General features: G+C 61.4%; 22 protein-coding genes. 11 read left to right on the top strand and 11 right to left on the bottom strand.

All coding sequences use genetic code 11. The annotated features are described in order from the left end of the window. Positions 1-149: 149 nt before the first annotated feature. The 5 genes from NKI21_RS14215 to NKI21_RS14195 all read left to right on the top strand — a co-directional run bounded on the left by NKI21_RS14215 (position 150) and on the right by NKI21_RS14195 (position 4,232). The gene (locus tag NKI21_RS14215) at positions 150-1,067 is read left to right on the top strand and encodes a glycoside hydrolase family protein (RefSeq protein WP_352442897.1); all 918 of its coding nucleotides are present in this window, start codon (positions 150-152) and stop codon (positions 1,065-1,067) included. Positions 1,068-1,239: 172 nt separating this feature from the next. After that, complete coding sequence (locus NKI21_RS14210) at positions 1,240-2,085, top strand: manganese catalase family protein (protein WP_023811920.1); 846 nt, start codon at positions 1,240-1,242, stop codon at positions 2,083-2,085. Between the two features lie 316 nt (positions 2,086-2,401). Continuing rightward, positions 2,402-3,007, top strand: coding sequence for a hypothetical protein (locus tag NKI21_RS14205; RefSeq protein WP_352442895.1), 606 nt, complete (start codon positions 2,402-2,404; stop codon positions 3,005-3,007). After that, positions 3,004-3,396: a phage holin family protein gene (locus tag NKI21_RS14200; RefSeq protein ID WP_352442894.1), complete on the top strand. Its 393-nt coding sequence runs from the start codon at positions 3,004-3,006 to the stop codon at positions 3,394-3,396. The genes NKI21_RS14205 and NKI21_RS14200 overlap by 4 nt, the downstream gene beginning before the upstream one ends. After that, positions 3,393-4,232 (top strand): hypothetical protein, encoded by an 840-nt coding sequence (locus tag NKI21_RS14195; protein ID WP_352442893.1) that lies wholly within the window; start codon positions 3,393-3,395, stop codon positions 4,230-4,232. Before NKI21_RS14200 ends, NKI21_RS14195 begins: the two co-directional genes overlap by 4 nt. A gap of 78 nt (positions 4,233-4,310) precedes the next feature. Here the strand turns inward: NKI21_RS14195 and NKI21_RS14190 are convergent, their stop codons facing one another. The 11 genes from NKI21_RS14190 to NKI21_RS14140 form a co-directional block, all read right to left on the bottom strand. Then, complete coding sequence (locus NKI21_RS14190; RefSeq protein ID WP_352442892.1) at positions 4,311-4,727, bottom strand: c-type cytochrome; 417 nt, start codon at positions 4,725-4,727, stop codon at positions 4,311-4,313. Beyond that, positions 4,708-5,586: a cytochrome c oxidase assembly protein gene (locus NKI21_RS14185; protein ID WP_352442891.1), complete on the bottom strand. Its 879-nt coding sequence runs from the start codon at positions 5,584-5,586 to the stop codon at positions 4,708-4,710. Before NKI21_RS14185 ends, NKI21_RS14190 begins: the two co-directional genes overlap by 20 nt. Continuing rightward, positions 5,583-5,792, bottom strand: a complete 210-nt coding sequence (locus NKI21_RS14180) for a hypothetical protein (protein WP_352442890.1) — start codon at positions 5,790-5,792, stop codon at positions 5,583-5,585. Before NKI21_RS14180 ends, NKI21_RS14185 begins: the two co-directional genes overlap by 4 nt. 133 nt (positions 5,793-5,925) lie before the next feature. Further along, on the bottom strand, positions 5,926-6,531 hold the full coding sequence (locus tag NKI21_RS14175) for a cytochrome c oxidase subunit 3 (protein ID WP_352775747.1): 606 nt from the start codon (positions 6,529-6,531) through the stop codon (positions 5,926-5,928). Beyond that, positions 6,528-8,498 (bottom strand): cytochrome c oxidase subunit I, encoded by a 1,971-nt coding sequence (gene ctaD / locus NKI21_RS14170; protein ID WP_352442888.1) that lies wholly within the window; start codon positions 8,496-8,498, stop codon positions 6,528-6,530. Before ctaD ends, NKI21_RS14175 begins: the two co-directional genes overlap by 4 nt. Further along, positions 8,495-9,490: a cytochrome c oxidase subunit II gene (coxB, locus tag NKI21_RS14165; protein ID WP_352866046.1), complete on the bottom strand. Its 996-nt coding sequence runs from the start codon at positions 9,488-9,490 to the stop codon at positions 8,495-8,497. Before coxB ends, ctaD begins: the two co-directional genes overlap by 4 nt. A gap of 14 nt (positions 9,491-9,504) precedes the next feature. Further along, positions 9,505-10,038: a c-type cytochrome gene (locus NKI21_RS14160; RefSeq protein WP_352775188.1), complete on the bottom strand. Its 534-nt coding sequence runs from the start codon at positions 10,036-10,038 to the stop codon at positions 9,505-9,507. Further along, positions 10,035-10,904, bottom strand: coding sequence for a substrate-binding domain-containing protein (locus tag NKI21_RS14155; RefSeq protein WP_352775185.1), 870 nt, complete (start codon positions 10,902-10,904; stop codon positions 10,035-10,037). Before NKI21_RS14155 ends, NKI21_RS14160 begins: the two co-directional genes overlap by 4 nt. Then, positions 10,885-12,765 (bottom strand): methanol/ethanol family PQQ-dependent dehydrogenase, encoded by a 1,881-nt coding sequence (locus NKI21_RS14150; RefSeq protein WP_352775182.1) that lies wholly within the window; start codon positions 12,763-12,765, stop codon positions 10,885-10,887. The genes NKI21_RS14155 and NKI21_RS14150 overlap by 20 nt, the downstream gene beginning before the upstream one ends. Next, a complete protein-coding gene (locus tag NKI21_RS32385) occupies positions 12,762-13,877 on the bottom strand; it encodes a heme-binding protein (RefSeq protein ID WP_502895870.1) in 1,116 nt (371 codons plus the stop codon). Before NKI21_RS32385 ends, NKI21_RS14150 begins: the two co-directional genes overlap by 4 nt. Before the next feature lie 486 nt (positions 13,878-14,363). Then, on the bottom strand, positions 14,364-14,543 hold the full coding sequence (locus NKI21_RS14140; protein WP_128304509.1) for a hypothetical protein: 180 nt from the start codon (positions 14,541-14,543) through the stop codon (positions 14,364-14,366). A gap of 177 nt (positions 14,544-14,720) precedes the next feature. Between NKI21_RS14140 and nanR the strand changes: the two genes are divergently transcribed. From nanR to NKI21_RS14110, 6 genes are all read left to right on the top strand, one after another. Continuing rightward, positions 14,721-15,428 carry a transcriptional regulator NanR gene (gene nanR / locus NKI21_RS14135; RefSeq protein ID WP_023811936.1) on the top strand — a complete coding sequence of 236 codons (708 nt, stop codon included), beginning with the start codon at positions 14,721-14,723 and terminating at the stop codon, positions 15,426-15,428. Further along, entirely contained in the window at positions 15,428-15,733 is a 306-nt protein-coding gene (locus tag NKI21_RS14130) for a putative quinol monooxygenase (RefSeq protein ID WP_023811937.1), read from the top strand. Before nanR ends, NKI21_RS14130 begins: the two co-directional genes overlap by 1 nt. Before the next feature lie 46 nt (positions 15,734-15,779). Then, positions 15,780-16,556, top strand: coding sequence for an HpcH/HpaI aldolase family protein (locus NKI21_RS14125; RefSeq protein ID WP_352442884.1), 777 nt, complete (start codon positions 15,780-15,782; stop codon positions 16,554-16,556). A 14-nt stretch (positions 16,557-16,570) separates the two neighbouring features. After that, complete coding sequence (locus NKI21_RS14120) at positions 16,571-17,623, top strand: NAD(P)-dependent oxidoreductase (protein WP_352442883.1); 1,053 nt, start codon at positions 16,571-16,573, stop codon at positions 17,621-17,623. 120 nt (positions 17,624-17,743) lie between these two features. Beyond that, positions 17,744-19,399, top strand: coding sequence for an extracellular solute-binding protein (locus NKI21_RS14115; protein WP_127296120.1), 1,656 nt, complete (start codon positions 17,744-17,746; stop codon positions 19,397-19,399). Positions 19,400-19,486: 87 nt separating this feature from the next. Further along, positions 19,487-20,428, top strand: a complete 942-nt coding sequence (locus NKI21_RS14110; RefSeq protein WP_023811941.1) for a carbohydrate ABC transporter permease — start codon at positions 19,487-19,489, stop codon at positions 20,426-20,428. Positions 20,429-20,457: the final 29 nt, after the last annotated feature.

Genomic DNA, 20,457 nt, shown 5'->3' with positions numbered 1-20,457 from the left:
GAGGCGCGGGGCGACTGGGGAATGCTGGTGGAGAACGGCATTGCCGTATTTGCGTTGAACTTGTCGGCTATAAAATGTGCAGAACATCACGTTGATTCGCCTGCACGACTGGCGATTCGGTTTTGGCAGGGCAAGATTCCGGGGCTGATATGAAGATCGACTTTGCGACCAATGTTTTTCCGCTGTTTCATCCGCAAAGCGTCGATGATCTCAAAGACCCGTGCCCTGTCTTCGATGGCAGTCTGTGGCACGTCTTCGGCTCAAGTGGCACGGTGACCACCGAGACGTGGAGGATCCTTCATGCCACGGCGCCCGATCTCTATGGACCGTGGACCGAGCATCCGCCGATCGAACTTCCTATCAACGGGAGTGGTGTTGCGGCTCCCGGCGTCATCCACGAAAGCGGCGTCTTTCATATGTTCATCCAGACCGAGTTCATGAAGTCTGGCGGCCGGTGCGAGCACGCGGTTTCCAATGACGGATTCCAGTGGGTGGTTCTCAGCCCGGCGATCCTTGCCATCCCGGACACCGAGGAGGACGGCATTTACGATCCGCATCCCGCAGTTATTGGCGGCAAGCGCTACCTCGTCTATTCCGCGATGCCAAAATTCACCAGGGTGCCGCAACCCGACATCTACCTCGCACGGAGCCAATCCGACTCGTGGTTCGGTCCCTGGAAGCGGATCGGCAAGATCCTCGACCATAATGATGTCCCTCACCATAATACGAGAGAGGATCCCGACTATGAATGGGGCATAGAAGGCGCACAGCTGGTCGAGTTGCCGGACGGTCGGGTGCTTCTCAATGCCACTTGTTTTCTGCCGAATGGACTTCGGGGGAACCGGCAACGCGTGTTCTTCGCTATCGCTGATGACGTTGCTGGACCTTACGTATCGATCGGCCCGGTGCTGGAGCCAGGCCAGCCGGGAGAGAACGGCCACTCGACGGTGATGATCGAAGGCAGCCAACTATCGTTGTTTTACCAAAGCCGGGTCGCCACGACCGATCATCGGTGGCGCTACGGCCTCGCCAGATGCGACGTCGCCCTGTTTTCCAAGGTCGCATGATCCCCGGTGCCAATGGGCACCCACGGCGTAGACCGACTGGACGGCTCGCATTGCGCAATGAGCTTCCGTAGCTCGAGACGTTCCGTCGGGAAGCCTGCCGGAATTAAACGTTCCTCCTACGGAACAATGCGTCCGAGCTGAGGTTCGGCTGACTTCAAACCAGGAGTCAGCCATGTATTACACCGACAAGAAATTGCAGTACCCGGTTCGTGTGGAAACGCCGAATCCAGTCTTTGCCCGCGCGTTGCAGCAGGCCATAGGTGGAGTAGAAGGCGAGATCCGCGTCGCCTTGCAGTATTTCTTCCAGGCATGGGGATGCCGCGGACCGGCCAAATACCGCGACCTGTTGTTGAACACGGCGACCGAGGAACTCGGCCATATCGAAATGCTGGCGACTGCGGTCGCCCTCAATCTAGAGGGTGCACCACTTTCGCTGCAGGAGGACATCTCGTCGGACACGGTCGGCGGCTCGGTCCTCAACGGGATGAACTTCCGCCATATCTTGTCGACCGGCCTGGCCGCACTGCCTGAAAACGCCAACGGCGTTCCCTTCAATGCTTCGCATGTCTATGCCAGCGGCAATCTTGCCGCGGATATGGTCGCAAACGTCACCGCGGAAGGAAGCGGCCGCGTACTGGCTACCCGCCTGTACAACATGACCAACGATCCCGGCATGAAGGACATGCTGTCCTTCCTTATTGCGCGCGACACCATGCATCAACAGCAGTGGCTCGCGGCGATCGAAGACATGGGCGGATTGAACGCGTCTCTGCCGGTCCCCAACTCCTTTCCGCAGGAGAAGGAGCATCAGGAGGTATCCTATGCCTTCATCAATTGCTTCGTCGAAGGTGTCGAACCAGCGCGGGGACGTTGGAGCGAAGGACCGTCGATAGACGGAAGGGGCGAGTTCTCCCTTGTTGCCGCTGCGCCAATGGGCGAGGAGCCCATGCTTTCGCCGCCAAGGCCAAGTTCAGGCGCCCAGAGCGAGCAGTTGATCGACAGGCAGGCAGCCGAATAGGCTGTCTTAGCAATACCGAAGGCTGCCGGCACTGGCTGTCTCCCCCTTGGCGCTTCTCGCTGACTCGGCCGCACCCGGTTATATCGGCCAATTGGCGCTGTGTACGAGAGACAGCGCAGCTCATTCGTGTTGGTGTGTGCCTGACGAGCTCTCCATTTTCAGCTTAGCTATAAATGCTTCACCTAATGGAACATCGGAGGTTCCACGAAGTTGGGAGCCACGGAGGACGTGCACATGAACAGTGTTATCTATCTTATCGGCCTTATCGTTGTCGTGCTCGCGGTCCTCTCCTTCCTCGGTCTTCACTAGGTGGCCCATGCAGCGTGAGAACGATCAGGGCGGACAGCCCACCGATTTTGACAAGGCGAAAAGCGACGTTTCCGACAGGCTTCGCCTGGAACAAGAACGTGCCAGCGAGTTGCTCCACGACGCGCGTGACACGGTGACCCGTAAGGCTGGCGACTATGCATCTGAAGCCAGGGATGTCATTTCCGACAAGGCGGAGGAAGCTCAGCGCGACATCGGATCGAGTTTGGCGGCGCTGGGCGGCGCACTGCGCGCGGCCAGTGACCATCTGGCCAACAACGATGAAAGGAACGCATCGAAGTTCGCATTGGATGCCGCCGGTGGCTTGGAGCGGCTTTCATCGTCATTGAAACAGAAGCCGTTCGGCCAGGTCCTGGAGGACGTGCAGTCCTTTGGCCGGCAAAATCCCGGTGTCTTGCTTGCCGGATCGGTATTGGCCGGATTGGCTCTCGGGCGGTTCATCAAGGCTTCTCCGCCGGCGGGTCCTGAAGCAGCTCAGGGAGCGTCGGGAGACATCACGTCCAGCCAGGCCGCCGATTGGTCCGCCGACAGTTCCCAGAATTTCGACCTTCTCGGCGAGGATCCGGCCACTCAGAATGCGGAGCAAGACAGATGAGCACACAGGACAATACCAGCCTTGCCGGGCTGGTGACGGACCTGGCCCAGAACGTCACCACGCTTGTGCAAACCGAAGCCAGGCTGTTTCGGGCAGAGCTCTCTGAAAAGCTTACCAAAGCCGGAGCAGGTGCCGCGGAAGTACTGGGCGGCGCGATCTGCCTGCTCGCCGCGCTATTGGTGTTGCTGCAGGCACTCGTTATCGCACTGACGCGGGCAGGGCTTGGCGCGGGGTGGTCTTCCCTGCTGGTCGGTGTGGTCGTGGCGGTCCTCGGCGTCATCCTGCTGCGGACCGGGATGGCCAGCATGGCGCCTTCGGAACTTACCCCCGACCGGACCCAGGAACAGCTCAAGCGCGATGCGAGCGTGATCAAGGAACAGGTGAGATGAAAGAGAAATCCGCAGCCGAACTTGAACGCGAGGCAGAGGCAGCCCGCGCCCGGGTGATGGAGACCGCCGAATCTATTCGAGGCAAGATGACGCCCGGACAATTGCTGGATGAGTTCACCGGGCTGTTCTCGGGAGGGGAGAGCTCGGCCATACTCAGCAATCTCAGGACGCAGGTCCGAGACAATCCTTTGCCGGTCACCATGGTGGGCGCGGGTCTGGCTTGGCTAATGTTCGGCAGCGGTACCTCAAACATGGCCCACGGTTCGGCTGGCTACCCATTGCCTCCAGCGCCGGGACGACATGATGAAGGGGAGCGCGGCGGCTTCGGCGGCACGCTCTCCGATGCCGCGGATTCGCTCTCATCGAGCGCTACCAGCGTCGGCGATACCATATCGGGCACCGCAAGGGCCGCTGCGGCGGGTCTGACGGGAAGCGCTGCCAATGCAAGCTCGATGACTGGTGACATGGCGGCGAAAGCCAGCCGCTCCGCGCAAGATCTGTTGGAAGACCAACCCTTGGCCGTAGCGGCCGTCGGTCTCGCCATCGGCGCCGCTATCGGTGCAATGCTGCCGCATACCACAACGGAGGATGAGCAACTAGGCGCCTTTGGTGACAAGCTTCGCGATACTGCCGGAACCATGCTGGACAGGGGTCTCGATGAGGCCAAGCAGGCCGCCGCCGACGCCTATGAAACCATCAAGCAGGAAGCTGGCCGGCAACATATGGAAGCAGACACGATGGCCGATCAGCTCGGCGAGATCGTGAAGTCCACAGCAGACAAAACCGAGCACGCCGTGCGTGAACGGATTTCCGATCCGTCTCAGGGTCAAACCTAGCTTGAATGATCCTGGATCAACGATAGTCGGTCTCTTCAGAAGGGCCGGCGTTGTTGTTCAGACGATGAACCGCTAAGATCATTTTAGAGCGTAGAGGTAGGCCGCGATATCGCGCGCCTGCTGCTCCGTGATCCGTGTCGATGGCATGGCCGTGTGCGGATCGATTTCCCTGGCCGATCGTATCCAGCGGATCAGGTTCTCTGGATTGTTGGCCAGCCCGCCGCCGATAAAGACGCGGCCAGCAAGACTGGCATCCAGGCGAGGACCCACCTGCCCTTGCGCGCCCGGCACGCCCGTTATCGTATGGCAGCCGGAACAGCCATTCGCAGTCATGATCGGCAAGGCCCTCGCAGTGTCACCGCCCGTGGCCGCCTCCGCCTCGTGGCGGACGCGCGCGGCCCGATCGGACCACCAAGTCATTCCGGCCACGGCCGCGACGAGCAGCACTAGCGCGGCGATGACCGCGCCAAGCAGTTTAGACAAGCTCGTACGCATGCGCCGCCTCCCTCCTTCCGCTCGCCTTGATCCACAACGCGGCCAGCAGCAGAGCTGCGCCGCCATATATCAATCCAGCCGGAACCCACATCACCAGCCCGGCAAGTTGCTGGTCCTCCAGGGGGCTCAAATTCCACAGTGCCGCTCCTACGGCGTTATCCGGGTACCAGAGGCGTGGCGAGAGCAACAGGAGGACGCCGAGCAGCCCGGTATGCAGCGAGGTGACAAAGAGGTGCATCACTGCGCTCCCATAGGCATGCTGGCGGCCGGGACGCGGCAAGAGGACCCACCAGAACAGCAGCCCTGTTCCGAAGAAGCTCGCGTGCTGTGCATAGTGCAGCACGCCGCGTTCGAGCGCGGCTTCGAATAACACCGGAATGTGCCAGATCCATATGGCTATGCCGTGGATAATGGTCGCCATGAACGGCCGCGTTGCGAAAGCCCAGACCGCCTTCAGCCAATTGGCGTGCCCGGCAATTCCCAGAATGCGCCGGAACCGGGTGGGTAGGCCCCACATCAAGGCAGCAGCCGGGCAGGCAGAGACCAACAGCGGCGCCGCCACGGCCATCAGCAGTTCATGCTCGATCATATGCGCCGCAAAGACCTGCTCGCCGAGCATATGAATCGGGCTGACCAATGCGGCTGTCAACACGCCCCATCCGGCCGTGAACAGCAGAGCCTGGCGCAGCCGCAACGTCCTGCCGCGGCTGCTGCGCCGCCAAAGCCGGCTCGCGCCAACGACATATATCAAGGCAAGCACGGCGAGTGGCAGGGTGATGGGCAGCGCGAGCGTCCACCCGGCCCCGGGCGCGCCGGCGCCGTAGCAGATGGAAGTAGGGAACAGCGCGTCCAGGTTCATCGCAGGCACTCATCCAGGATCAGCGCCGCGCTGCCTTGCATGAGGATCACAAGCGCAAACAGCAACGCCGACAACATCCCGAGATTGGCAACGAAGCGCTCTGTGCCGCGCGTACGCTCCGGTTTGAATCCGGCACCGCCTCGCCGCTTCGCCCGCCACGACAGCGCCCCGCCGAGCAGCGACAACAAGACGAGCAGCAGCGCCACGGGAAGCACGACCGGCACCTGGCGGTTGCATTGCCAAGGCACCAGCGCATAATTCAGCTGTGTCGAGACCGCCCAGGCCAGCGGACCTGACAGAAGACCACCCCAAGACGTTCCCAACCGCAACGCTCGCATCTCAGCCTAGCCTCGGCGCCCAATAGATGAGCACGTAGATCGGGATCCAGGTCAGGACCACGAAATCCCAGTAGAAGACATTGTCGCCGACATCGCCGAAGCGCCGGCCGCTATAGCCGTGGCGCGTGAACATCAGCACTGTCAGCACGATGGTGTCGCCGACATCTGTTATGAGGTGCGTGGTGTGCAGGCCAAGCAGCACCCAGAGCATCGATCCATAGGCGTTAGTGTCCCAATAGATGTTGAGGGCGGCGAATTCGAACCAGCGCACGACGAGCGGAGCGATGCCGAGCAGCGACATGACCAACAGGCCGATCCGCACCGGAACAATGGAGCATTGCTTGGCATAGCGGTGCAGGATGTGGTTGGGCACAAGGCTGACGACAAACAAAATCGTGACGATCGTCCCGGGCCAATGGTTCGGCTGCGGTGCGCTGAGCGGCCATGCTGGCCATGACAGCGCAAGGTAGAGATACGCGCCCGCCGCCAGCGCGAAACCGGTGCCTTCGAGCGCCATGAAGCCCAGCGTGCCCCACCAGGTCGGGCTATGCGGACCATGCCCGAAGGTCGGCAGTCCTGAAAGATCGGCGGCAACTCGATGCTTCATTCCTGGTCCTCCGGATCGCCCTTCGGCCAGAACCAACCGATCAACGTGATGGCGATCGGCGCGGCGCCCCAGACGATGGCCCAAGGCGTAAAAATCGAATAGAGAAACGTACCACCGACGGCGAGCGCCGCGAAAAGAGGCCAGATCGACGGTGTGGCCGATTTCTCACGAATGTCGGGATGAGCTTCCGCCACGGTGGAGATGAGGAGCTCGCGCGCATCGACGCGGAGCCCGGTCGCTACAGGGAGCGTCTCGCGCTCGGCCCAGAGCGGCTCGATATGGGTGACGATGGGAATGCGTGCGAAATTATAGCTCGGCGGCGGCGAGGATGTTGCCCACTCCAAGGTTCCTGCGTCCCACGGATTGTTGCCGGCCGAGGTGCCTTTCAACGCGCCATGCACAAGATTGAAAGTGAACAGGACAAAGCTCAGGAAGAAGAGCAGCGCCCCTGCCGAGATGAAAAGGTTGATGTTGCCCCAGCCAAGCTCGGCCGGATAGGTGTAGACCCGTCGTGGCATGCCCCATAGGCCGACGAGATGCATCGGGAAAAAGGCCGCATTGAACCCGATGAAGGCCAGCCAGAAATGGCACCGCCCAAGGCGTTCGCTCATCATGCGGCCGGTGATCTTCGGGAACCAGAAATAAGCCGCGCCAAGCAGCGGGAACACCGAGCCGCCGATCAGCACGTAATGGAAGTGCGCGACGACGAAATAGGTGTCGTGCACCTGAAGATCCAGTGGCACCGAGGCGAGCATGACGCCGGTTAGCCCGCCGATGACGAAGATGAAGAAGAAGCCGAAGACAAACAGCAGCGGGGTCCGGATCACCGGTCTGCCATCCCATAATGTTGCCAGCCAGCAGAAGATCTGCACGCCGTTCGGAATGGCGATCATCATGCTGGACGCGGTGAAGAAGCTTGCGCCGAGCTTCGGCAATCCGGTGGCGAACATGTGATGGACCCAGAGCCCGAACGACAGGAGGCCGACAGCGAAGAGTGACAGGACAAGCCCGAGATGGCCGAATGTCGGTCGCCTGGCGAAAGCGGGGATGATCGAAGAGACCATGCCCGTCGCCGGCAAGAAGATGATGTAAACTTCCGGATGGCCGAAGAACCAGAAGAGATGTTGGAACAGCAGAGCATCCCCACCTTCCGCCGGGTTGAAGATGTGCGTGCCGACCAGGCGGTCAAGGATCAGGAAAGTCGAGGTGATCATCACCGCCGGCATCGCGAAGACGACGACGAAGGAAGTGACCAGCATCGCCCAGACATAGAGTGGGATCTTGTCCAGCGACATGCCGGGGGCTCGCTGCTTGAACACGGTGACGATGGTCGCAACCGCGACGGCCAATGACGACACTTCGGTATAGGTGATCATCTGCGCCCAGACATCGGCGCGCTTGCCCGGTGCGAATTCGGGGCCGGACAGCGGCACGTAAGCGAACCAGCCCACATCAGGAGCCATGTTGAGGGCAAAGGACACCCAGGCGAAAGCGCCGCCCGAGACGTAGATCCAATAGCTGAACGCGTTCAGGCGCGGAAACGCGATGTTGCGGGTGCCCACCATCAGCGGCACCAGGTAGATCCCGGTCGCCTGCACGATGGGCACGGCGAACAGAAACATCATCGTAACGCCATGCATGGTGAACAGCTGGTTGTAGAGGTCGGGCCCGATCAGGCCGCGTTGCGGTCCCGAAAGCTGGATACGCATGGCGACAGCGTTGAGACCGCCAAGACCAAGGAAGACGAAAGCGGTGATCAAATAGCGTCGTGCGATTACCTTGTGATCGACGCTCGAGAGCGCTCCGACGATGCCGGACGGCGTCCGCCAGGTGCGCTCGAGCCAGCGATGCAGGCTGGCATCATCCATGCCCGTATCGCGGGGGCCGTCACGTTCGGGAGCAAGGTCGCCCTTGGCGGGGTCTGGTTCCGGGATGTGGCGGTCGCCTGTGACATCGGCGCTGCTCATTTCAGCCCCTCGAGATAAGCGACGATTGCGTTGAGCTCGTCGCCGTTGAGATCTGCCACTGGCATGTGGGAACCCGGCTTGATGCCTTGCGGGTCGGCTATCCAGGCGGCGAGATTGCCGCGGCTCATCGTCAGCGTTCCGGCCGCCAATGTTTTCCGGCTGGCGATGTGGGTGAGGTCGGGAGCCACCGTTCCGCCGGCCGGCGTTCCCCCGATCCTGTGGCACATCACGCAGGGGCGTTTGAGGAACAGGTCCGCGCCGGCCTTGGCTTCGCCGCTCGCCGGCGCGCCGGCCGGCTGCAACTGGTCGTTCAGCCAGGCATCGAATTTCGGGCGCGGCTCGGCGATGATGAAGGTGCCCATATTGGCGTGCTGCGCACCGCAGAATTCAGCGCATTGACCGCGGTAGACGCCCGGCTTGTCCGCCTTGATATCCAGCACGTTCATGTGGCCGGGGATAAGATCGAGCTTGCCGGCCAAGCTTGGGATCCAGAAGGAATGGATCACATCGGTCGAGGTCAATAGCAGCCGCACCGGCTCGCCGGCAGGGATATGGATCTCGTTTGCCATCGTCAGGATGCGGCTCGGCGTAGCATCCTCGTAGCGCAACTCCCACCACCACTGGTGCCCGGTCACCCTGATTGTCAGCACAGCCTCCGAGCCGATCGCAGCCAGCGTCCTGTTGGCGAAAAAGCTTAGCAGCGTCAGTCCGATCAGGATGATGGCGGTCAGTCCGACGGCGGACGCGACCACGCGCATCTTGCGGCGTTCGGCCGCTTCGTCGAGTAAGAGGGGTTCATCGCCGGGACGCGATCGCATAACCAGCGGTGCTGCGAGCGCGATCATCACCAGCACCCACACAACCGCGCAAAGCGCGGTGAAGAACCAGATCAGCCAAGCCAACTCGCCGGCTGCGGGGCCTTTCGGATCCAGCGCCGACTGCCAGCCTGCGCATCCCTGCAGAAGAAGCAGGACACAGAGGGCGAAGGTCATCGAAGCCGGGCGTTTCACGGTGATTTGCCCAGTGTCGCGGCATCCGGCAGGCGGTTTTCCGAGGGATGCACCATCATGCCGTCATTGCGTTGCGGCGCGGCGGAGGAGGGCGCGTTGCCGCCCAGTGCACGCACATATGCCGCCAGCTCCCATATCTGGTCGTCGGGTATCTTCTGGCCGAAGCTCGGCATCCCGTTCGGCCTGCCGTCGCGGATCGTGGCGTGGATGCTTTCGATCGAGCTGCCGTAGAGCCACTTCTCGTCCATCAGCGCCGGGCCCATGCCGCCACCGCCATTGGCATGGCAGCCCGAGCAGTTGAACCAGTTGAACAGGCGTTTGCCCTCGCTCATGTGGAAGGCGTTGGCCTCGAAGCTCGCCGCCTTGTTGTCGGTGGGGGAGGGGCGCTGTCCGCCCGGCTCCAACGTGGTCACAGGCGTCGGCTGCTCACCTGAGCCGAGCGCCGATTGCGGTTGCGTGTCGCGCTCCTCGCGCTGGCAGGCGACCAGGGTCAGCGTCAAGGGCAGTAACAACGCCAGAGCGTGCCTCATCGCGCCGGACTCCCGGCCATGTCCAGACGCGGTACGCCGTATTGCGCCAGAACCGCGTCGATCTCGGCCTTGTGTCTGGCAAGCGCGCTATTCACATCGCCACGCAGCGCATCGTCCTCGCGCCGAACACCCATTGAGATGTCGTACATTAGCGGCAGTTGCGGTCCGTCGATGCGAGGCGTGACCGGCGTGATCCGGAGCGACACCTTTTGCCTCTGGGCGAAATAGCCGGCGAGCGGACCCCAGACCACGGCAAGATCGATCTCGCCGTTCGCGACAGCTTCGACGATGCGCGCCGGAGGGTTGGGAGCGGAGTAGTCGCCATAGACGGGGTAGCCGATGAGGTGCCCGACGATGCCGCGGCGGCCAAGCGCCTGGACAGGCGGCGAGTTGGCGCCATCGTCGCCGATGAGCTGAACACCGATACGCAATTCTTGCAACCGCAGGTCGTTGAAGGAGGTCACGTCCGGGCCGTCCTGGCGGGTCACGAAGACATAGGACGAACGGTAGTAAGGCGTGGTCGTGCGCAGCATTTCGAGATTGGCAGGCGTGCCGGGCACGAGATCGCAAAGGCCTGCCTTCAGCGTGTTACGGATGAAGCCACGGCGCTGCGCCCACCAAGTATACGTCAGCTTGGCGCCAAGATCAGTGGCGATAATTTCCGTGATCCTGTTCTCGAAGCCTTGACCGGCCGCGTTGGAAAACGGCATGTTGTTCGGGTCGGCGCACACTCTCAACTCACGTGGATTGGCAATAGCCGGCAAGAGCAACAAGGCGAGCCCGGCCATGCCGATGGCCACCCGTTGGAACGCCTTTCGCGCCGGACGTACGGTCAAGTCCAATCCATCAAGGCAGCCGGAACACATAAAGCGTGCCTCCCGCCGTGGTAGCGTTCTTTAGATCCTTCATCGCGTTGACGAAGCCAAGTGCCGCGGTGGCATCGCGTGGGTCGAGGTCGCCGGAAACGATGGCACCGGCCCAGCCACCGACGCCTGACAGAGTTGCGACATATTGGTGCCCATCGGGGCCGCGATAGGTTATCGGCTGGCCGATGATGCCGGACGATGTCTTGAATTGCCAAAGGAGGTCGCCAGTCCTGGCGCTGACCGCCTTGAACCAGCCTTCCATGGTGCCGTAAAAGACGACATCGCCGGCAGTGACGACGGTGCCGCTCCACACCGGAAAGTTCTCCTTCAGGACCCAGGCCGGCTTGGCGGCGGCAACATCCCAGGCGGTGAAGGCACCACGATTGCCGCCCGGCCCGGGGATCATGCGTACGTTCATGCCGACATAGGGCGTGCCTGCGATGTAGTTTACCTCGACGCCTTCTTCATCCATGCAGAGATTGTTGTGGGGGATGTAGAGCAGGCCGGTCTTCGGCGAAAAGGCCGATGGCTGCCAGTCCTTGAGGCCGGACGCTGTCGGGCAAATGTCTCGCACCACCTTGCCGGTGCCGGTTCTCTTGTCGGGGTTTGCAATCAGCCGGCCGGTCTTCAGGTCGACGCCCTTGCTGGAATTGACCGGGCCATAGGCTGTGGCCGACAGCACCTCGCCAGTGGTTCGATCGAGGATATAGAGGTAGCCGTTGCGTTCCGGTCGGACTAGGACCTTGCGCGGCTTGCCTTGCCAGGTCATGTCCAGAAGGATCTGCTCGTTGATGCCGTCATAGTCATGGAGGTCATGCGGGCTCCACTGATAGAACCACTTCGCCGCTCCGGTATCGGGATCACGCGCGAAAATACCGGACGTCCATTTGTTGTCGCCTGGCCGCAAATCCGGATTCCACGGTCCTGGATTGCCTGTGCCGTGGAAGATCAAGTTCAAGTCCGGATCGTAGGAGATCCAGCCCCACATATTGCCGCCGCCGATCTTCCAGGCTTCGGGCGGCCATGTCGTCACGCCAAGGTCTGTGCCCTTGTCCATGTCATAGTGGGGCTTGAAGTCCGGGCCGATCAGCACATCCTTGTCGGGTCCAGTGCCATAAGCCGTCCAGACAACATGCCCGTTTCCGGCATCCAGCGCCTTCACCCAGCCGCGGACGCCCATTTCGCCGCCGGAATTGCCGACCAGAACTTTTCCCTTCACCACCAGCGGCGCCATGGTGATTGTCTCGCCGATGTTGATGTTGCCGATATGAGCGTTCCAGATCGGCTTGCCCGTATCGGCATCGAGCGCGATCGTGTGGCCGTCCAGCGTGTTGAAGAAGATGCGCCCGTCGGCGAAGGCCGCGCCGCGGTTGACGACATCGCAGCAGGCCACCCCTTGTGCCGCCGGCTCGGGGTTGGGCTCGTACTTCCATTTCATCGGCGCGCCTGGCCTGGAGAGGTCAAGTGCGTAGACGATGTTGGGAAAGGGCGTGACGATGTACATGCTGCTGCCGACAACCAGCGGCGCTGCTTCCTGGCCCTTGTTCACGCCGGTCGAGAAGGTGAAGGCGACCTGCAGGTTCTTGACGTTGCCTTCGTTGATCTCGGTCAGGTCGCTGAAGCGGGTCGACGCGTAGTTCTTGGCCGGCATTGTCCATTGCCCGTCATCGGGTGGCGCGGCCGCGGCGGGCGGCGCAATAGCCGCCGCCGATGGGGGCTCCGAGGCACCGCTCAGGAATGGGCCGCATGCCAGCAGCATCACCGGGAGTATGCAGGTGCGAAAAGAATTCCAGGTCGCCAATGCGCGGGCGCCTTGTCCTGCGTCAACGCGCGCCGGTGCCGGGTGCAGCATGCCTTTCATTTGTGGATCGAGCCTCCCACGCCGGCGCCGAGCTCCGCCGCGATGTCAGCCTCGGTGCCGGCACAAAGCGGATGACCCCAGCCCGAGGCGCTTTTGCCGCCGGGATCGAGATCGTAGACGATGGCGTCCTTGCGATTGGGATTGACCCCGGCGGGAACCTTGTCGAGGCCGAGCGCCGCGCGAACACGCCAGGCGACATTGTGATCGGCGCATGAGGAATCTCCGGAAACCCCGATCCCTCCGACGATGCTCTTGCCGTCATAGAGGGCAAGTCCGCCGCCAAACACAACGACGCCTCCAATCGGCTTGCCGACGAGGGGATCGCTGGCGCTTCCGAACGTTTTGGGATCGCCCGCATAGGCCGCGGCCTGGTTGACCGGATTGGTCTCCTGCAAGCCGAAAAGCGGCCCGCCCGGCTGCGCCCCCGCGTAGAGATTGGCCGTCGATAGGGCCATCTGCGCCAGGCTGAGTCCATTGGCCGTGTTGGCCTTCTCTGCCGCGACGAGGCGACTGCCTGGCCATTGCGAATCGGCGGTGGGACCGCTGAAAGCGATCGCGCATACGGCGCCGTCGCGGGCGACGATAGCGGCCCATTCGTTGGTCTCAAAGCCACCGTTGGCAGGTCCGCCGCTTGCTTTCACATTGGCCTTGAGGACAGCGAGCAGCTTATCGTGGTCGGCCGGGCAGGGCGCCTGTGCCATGGCTTGGCCCTGTGGGAACAGGCCACCCGTCAACAACACCAGACCAAAGGCTGATAGCAAAAGCTGACAGCGATACATTGTCCTGCCCATTCGTTCGAGCATCAAAGAATCCCGGAGCACTCTGGCAGACTGGAAATGCGAGAATGAAGCCGTGATCCAATGCCGTCGGTATTTAACTTGGGCGATGCAGCTATGTTCCTGCTTCTGCAAAAAATTGCGCAGCCCCCTCGTACGCCGATGCAAGTTGCCATCTGTCCGTGTCGCCGGCGGAATATCCGCGGCGAGATTGTGCTGCCTGCTGTGATACATATTGTGATACAAACAACACCCCGCAGGAAGGAAAAACGTGACAAAAACAGTTGGTTGATGGGCGAACTGATCCCAGCCAACGGTACCACCGGCTTTCCTCATAAAGCATTGGATTTAGTGGAAATGATCGCCCTCCGTTGCAGGAAGCGGTCGGGATCATGCTGCCCAGAGAGGTCAGGGATCACGGAAGGCGTGTGGTTCTCCGTATACCAGCCGTGACGGAGGAGAACGAACGGCAGACCCGAGGTCCGCAACGCAGCTCGACCTTTTGCAACGCTGCGCTGAAGCGCTTGAGGGGTTTTGAGCTATGGCGTTCCGGATGGGTGTCGCATCGGCCCGAACTGCGAGGTCGATCCTGGCTGCGTAAATTAAACTCGTTGACGATGTCCGCTTCTGGCTGTTGGGACGCTTGGTCTTATCGTCCAACTGGGGATCGTATGGAGAACGGCAGCTATCTCAAATGCCTGCCGAGACCTGACAGTCGGTTACAGCCCGTTGCCGCCGGACTGCTTGCGCCCGCTTTTGGTCAGGCGAAATGCGTCAAAAGATGTTCGATGACGCGCTGTGTAGCATCGATGTCTGCCATGCTCAGCCCTCGGCGATGATCGCTAGTGCCTTTGCAAAGCTAGCATCAAGGGAGGTCAGCGCCTCAATCGCTCCGTCATATACGCTGTCGAGTGTCGCTCCCCAGCCGTCTGCTGCGCCACGAGTATCGATGCCAAAGCGGGCGAGCGCCTCCTCGATGCCGGCGTCGATGCGCCCAGCCAATTTTACGCCAGATTCGTTCCAACTTTGTGCGGCGTCTCAGTTGGGCGAACGCCGATAGATACTCGTTTGACAGGAAGAACAATGACCGTTCTCACTTGGTCACGAGCGTCTGTTGGTAGAAGGATCGTTGACAGAGGCGCTCTGGGGCCATAGCGTATTGGTATAACAGGTATGCCAATGATCGGAGTTCTGATCAAGCCGCGGAAGCTTTCGGACGAGGTTGCAGCGCACCTTGAGCGGATGATCCGCGAGGGAGAGCTGGCCGAAGCCGACCGGCTCCCATCCGAACGGGAACTCATGCGGCAGTTTGGGGTCGGGCGCCCTTCAATCCGCGAAGCCCTGCTGCATCTGAGCAAGATGGGCCTTGTCGAGGTGAAATCCGGCGAGCGCGCCCGCGTCACTCGGCCAACGCCCCAATTCGTGATCGACGCCCTCTCGGGGCCGGCGCGTCACATGATTTCGGCCCCCGGCGGGGTTCATGACTTCCAGAGCGCGCGTTTGTTTTTCGAAGTCGGTCTTGCCCGCAACGCCGCCATCAATGCCACCCCAGAAGATATTGAAAGTCTCAAAGAGGCGCTTGAAATCAACCGACAGTCGATCGGGGACCTGACGCGCTTCGAGCGCACCGACGTGGACTTCCACTACGTGCTGGCGGTGATCACCCGCAATCGAATCTTCACAGCTATCCACGCGGCGTTGGCCGAATGGCTGCTCGAACAGCGGCGCACGACTTTGGCCAAAGGTGAAGACCGCAAGGCCTATGAGGCTCATCGCGAAATCTTTGATGCCGTCGCCGCGCGCGATCCAGACGCCTCCGAAGCGGCTATGCGCAGGCATCTGGAATATGTGTCCAGGCGCTATCTGGAAATTGCAGGTGCCAAGTGATGAGGGGCTTCGTGGTCTGGGTCGATTTCCGCCTCAAGCCGGGTGCCCGGGGCAGATTCCGCGAACTTGTGGACGCCAATGCAACCGCGTCGATGCGCAGCGAGGCCGGCTGCCGCCGCTTTGACGTGACGGAGGCGCGCGGCGAACCGGACCGGGTCCTGCTCTATGAGATTTACGATAGCGAGGCCGCATTCGAGGAGCACTGCCGCACCGCTCACTTCGACGAATTCAATACGCAGAGCGCGCCGCTCGTCGTGACCAAGTTGGTGATGACCTGCGACCTCGTTCTTGAGGCCACGCATTGACGAGAACTAGGCGGATTGGCCCTTTTGGGCGAACGGGAGGAAGTGCATGTCAGAGCCAAGTCTCAGGGCGTTAACTTCTCACAGGCGGGTCAAACTTGGTACGCTCGTCGCCGAGTTCGCGACGCCGGGTATAGGTCACATCCTGAAGTCCGCTGGCTGTGACTTCGTCTTTTTCGATATGGAGCATTCGGGCTTCAGCCTGGAGACGGTGAAGAGTGCGATCCGCTATTTCGAGGCGGCCGACCTGCCGGTTATGGTGCGTGTGCCATCGCAGGACTACCATTTCCTTGCCCGCGCCATGGATATGGGGGCCGAAGGCCTGATCGCGCCGATGGTGAGTACCGTCGAGCAGGCGCAGCACATCATCAATTCCATGAAATATCACCCTGCCGGCGTCCGCGGCGTGGCGCTGCAGATCGCTCATGACCGCTACCGTCCGGGCTCGGTCACTGATAAATTCTCAGCCGCCAACAAGCGCTCGACGTTCATCTGCCTGATAGAGACCGCCGACGGCGTCAGGAACATTGACGGCATCGCGGGACTGGACGGGGTCGATTGTCTGTGGGTCGGACATTTCGACCTGTCCGTCTCGCTCGGCATTCCTGGCGACTTCGCCCACCCCACTTTCACTGCTGCAATGGCCAAAATCGTTGCCGCCGCCAAGAAGCACAACAAATCGCTTGGACGCTTGGTGCCCAACGTCGCGCAGGGACACGACTTCTACGCACAAGGTTTTGATTTTATTTGTTATTCAGGCGACGTTTGGGTTCTGCACGACGCGATCGCCGACGCGGTTTCCAAGATCCGGGCCGGGTGCGAATAGGAGCGGAGGAGACGATGGACAGCGTAAAATTCAGGGTGGCGCTTTCCGGTGATTTCCGCAAGCCGGACGGCTCGCCGACCTACCCAGATTTCGATCTCGTGCCACTGCGCAATGCGACAGGCGTCGAGATGGTGTTCCTGGAGTCAAACAGTCCGCTTCGCGCCGACCAACTTGAGGATTTCGATGCGCTGATCCTCCTCGCCCATCGCTTCGATGCCACGAGCATCCCAAGGAGCGGGCGCCTGGCCGTCGTTGCCCGCTTCGGGGTCGGCTACGACACTGTCGACGTTGAGGCCTGCACCGCAGCCGGCATTGCCTTGGTCATCACGCCCGATGGCGTGCGACGCCCCGTCGCCGTATCCGTCATCACCTTCATGCTGGCACTGACCGGCAAACTGCTGACAAAGGACGCGCTCACCCGCAAAGGGTCTGTTGGTTTCGAGAAGCGCTCCGATCACATGGGGGTCGGCCTCGTCGGGCGTTCGCTTGGGTCACTGGGCATCGGCAACATCGGTGCCGAGGTCTTCCGCTTGGCGAAGCCCTTTGACATGCAATTCATTGCCCATGACCCGTTTGCCGACAAGAGGGTCGCTGCCGACCTGGGCGTCGAGCTGGTCGGGCTGGAGGATCTGTTTCGCCGCGCCGACGTGCTGTCGGTCAGTTGCCCCCTGTCGCCTCAGACCCACCACATCGTCAACGCTGAGCGGATCGCCCTGATGAAGCCGACAGCTTACCTGATCAACACCGCGCGCGGCCCGATCGTCGACCAGAAAGCGCTGTCGCAAGCGCTGCAGGAGCGCCGCATCGCCGGCGCCGGTCTCGACGTGCTGGAACAAGAGCCTCCCGACGCAGACGATGCGATCCTCAAACTCGACAATGTCATCCTGGCGCCGCACGCACTTTGCTGGACCGACCAGTGCTTTGCCGGCAACGGTGCCGCCGACGTCAAAGCGGTAATGGAGGTGCAGCGCGGTCGGGAGCCGCGCGGCGTGGTCAATCGCGAGGTTCTTTCGAGCGAGCTGTGGAAGACCAGGCTGTCGGGGCTCGCCGCCCGCTTCGGAACCTAGGAGGACACTGATTTTTGGGCGCGCCGCCGCGGCCCCTTTGCGGCGACCTTACGGGAGGAAATGCTTGACCGCAGCGCCGGCGGACGAGTGAAGCAAATGGAAATGGGAGGACCAAGCACTATGAACGATCGTGAAAAACGTGACTTTCAGGCAGGTCTCGAAGCAGAGGTCGACGCCTTCATGAGCGGCGAAACCACCCGCCGAACTTTCATCACCCGCTTCGGTCAGATGACCGGCATGTTGGCCGTGTCCGGCCCGATGCTGGGGATGATGACGGATTGGGCGATGGCGCAGCAAACATTGGAATTGGCGGACGCCACGTCGCCGCTCGGCCAGGCGCAGGCCGCAGCCCTAAAAGCATCGAAGGAAGGGCCGGCGGACGGTTCCGCCTTTCGCGCGGCGGAGGCGGCCAAGGCGCATTCGGGCGTCACCCTCAACATGACCTACGAGGCTGGCCTGCAGGCACTCGATCCGCGCAATTTCAGTGGGCCGATGTGGGAGCAGCTTACCGGGATGAAGTCGAATGTCGTCGAACTGTCGAACCCTGACCAGTACTCCAAGGCAGTCGCCGAGCACATCGCCGGCTCGGGTGCCTATGACGTTCTCGACATCTCACCGGCCTGGACACCGTCGCTTGCCGATGGCGGCGTCATTGCCCCTCTAGACGACTACATCGCCAAATACATGAACCCGGCAGACCTCGAGGACTATCATCCCCTGTACAAGGCGCTGCCGACCTACAAGGGCAAGATCTGGGGGTTCTTCGACGACGGCGACATGTTCGCTCTCTACTACCGCAAGGACATCTTCGAGGATCCGAAAATGGTGGAGGCTTACCAGGCGAAGTTCAACGCCAAGCTTGGACCGCCGAAGACCTGGGAAGAATATGCCCAGATCGCCCAGTTCATTACCGACCAGATGGCGCCAAAGGTTTATGGCGCGGGACATTTCCGCAAGGCGGGCAGCCCTGGCAATCAGTTCGACTTTCTGCAGCAGTACCGCGCCAACGGCGGAAAACTGTTCGGAGACGACATGAAGGCCGGCTTGGTGTCGGATGCCGGCGTCAAGACGCTGACAAACATGCTCGCCGCAAACAAGGCCTCGATCCCCGGTAACAACGAGCTCGACGCCGTTTCCTTGTGGGCGGCTTTCCTGACCGGCAAAGTCGCGATGATCTATTCCTGGCCTCCTAGCGGCCGTATGGCGGCGAACTATTCGCAGTCCGCCACGGCAATCAACTTCATTCCGCAGTCGCAGATCGCTGGCAAGGTCGGCTATGCCGTCGTTCCGGGAAATCCGGAACATGCGACCGGCTACAACAAGGCACTGTCGGCGGATTCACCCAACCCAGAGGCGGCGTATCTGTTCATGCAATGGGTATGCTCGCCACCCGTCTCGCTGGCACGTTGCATGCTGCCCTATGCGCTACGCGACCCATACCGCATCTCGCACTTCAAGTCCGAGCTCTACGGCGCGCTCTTCCCCAGTGCCAAGGAGTACCTTGCCAACCTCAACAACTCGGCAAATGTCGGTCTGCTCGATCCGATCATGCCGGGCGCGCAGGACTACTTCTTGAGCATCGACCGCATGTGCACCGCGGTGTGGGCTGGGGCGGATGCGAAGGCGTCGCTTGAAACGGCGGCCGCCGAGTGGAACGAGACGACCGACCGACTGGGTGTGGATTCGCAGAAAGGCTTCTACACCGAGTTCTTGAAACTGCCTGGCGCCACTGCCGACAACACGGTGGAAAAACTTGGCATGGCCGTCACCCTCTGAGGGGAGGCATGCTGTCTGGAGCAATTGGTGTTGCGGGCGCTTGGCTCGCAACACCTCCCCGCTAAGCGGTGATTTTTGGATACGCCTATGCAGCCCACCGCCACGATCCGTCGCTTGAAGGCCGCCGGCGCACCGCCCCGGCTGTCTGCCTTTGCCCAATGGGCAGACCGTCACTTCAAGTGGCTGCTGGTGGCGCCTGCGGTGCTGCTGATTTTGGCGCTCTCGATTTATCCCCTTCTGTTCTCGCTGGTGGTATCTTTCATCAACTACGACTTCCAGGTGCCGGGCCACGCCTTTGTCGGATTGAAGAACTTTGAGCGGGTCGTGTTCGATCCAGTAGCACGTTGGTCGCTGTTGCTGACAGCATGGCTGTCGGGCATCAGCGTCGCTATCGAATTCGTGCTCGGTCTCCTGGTGGCGCTGACAATGGTGCGCAGCTTTCCGGGCCGCGGTGTGATCATGTCGATCCTGATCGTGCCGCTGTTCATCAGCCCGGTCATCGTCGGCCAGGCCTGGACGCTGCTTTTACAGCGGCCTTTCGGACCGACCAACTATATCCTGACGCAACTATTGGGGCAGGAGGTTACGATAGGATGGATGACGGAGCGCCCGTGGCTCTATATCTCGCTGATCATCGCCGATGTCTGGCAGTGGACGCCGTTCATGTTCGTCATCCTGCTCGCTGGGCTGACCGCAATCCCACCCAATCTCTATGAGGCGGCAGAACTTGACGGCGTCAACGCCTGGCAGGCTTTTTGGGCGATCACGCTCCCGCATCTCGGGCCGATGATGCTGCTGGCCCTGACCTTCCGTCTGCTCGACGCAATCCGTATGTTCGATACCATTTTCATCATGACAGGCGGTGGCCCGGGAACACAAACTTACACGGCCTCCTATTATCTCTATACCGTCGGCTTCACGCAGTTTCATCTATCGCAAGCAACAGCAGGAAGTTGGCTGTTCCTGATCTTTACGGCGCTCATCGTGACGTTGCTGGTGCGTCGGCTCTTGAAGGTAGAACCGGTCTAATGGCCGCCGTCGCGCCCGCCCGCCGCAGG

Source organism: Mesorhizobium sp. M0715 (assembly GCF_040320355.1).
GTDB lineage: Bacteria > Pseudomonadota > Alphaproteobacteria > Rhizobiales > Rhizobiaceae > Mesorhizobium.
Note: the sequence above shows the minus strand (reverse complement) of the source record. Positions and strands in the feature narration are given on the sequence as shown.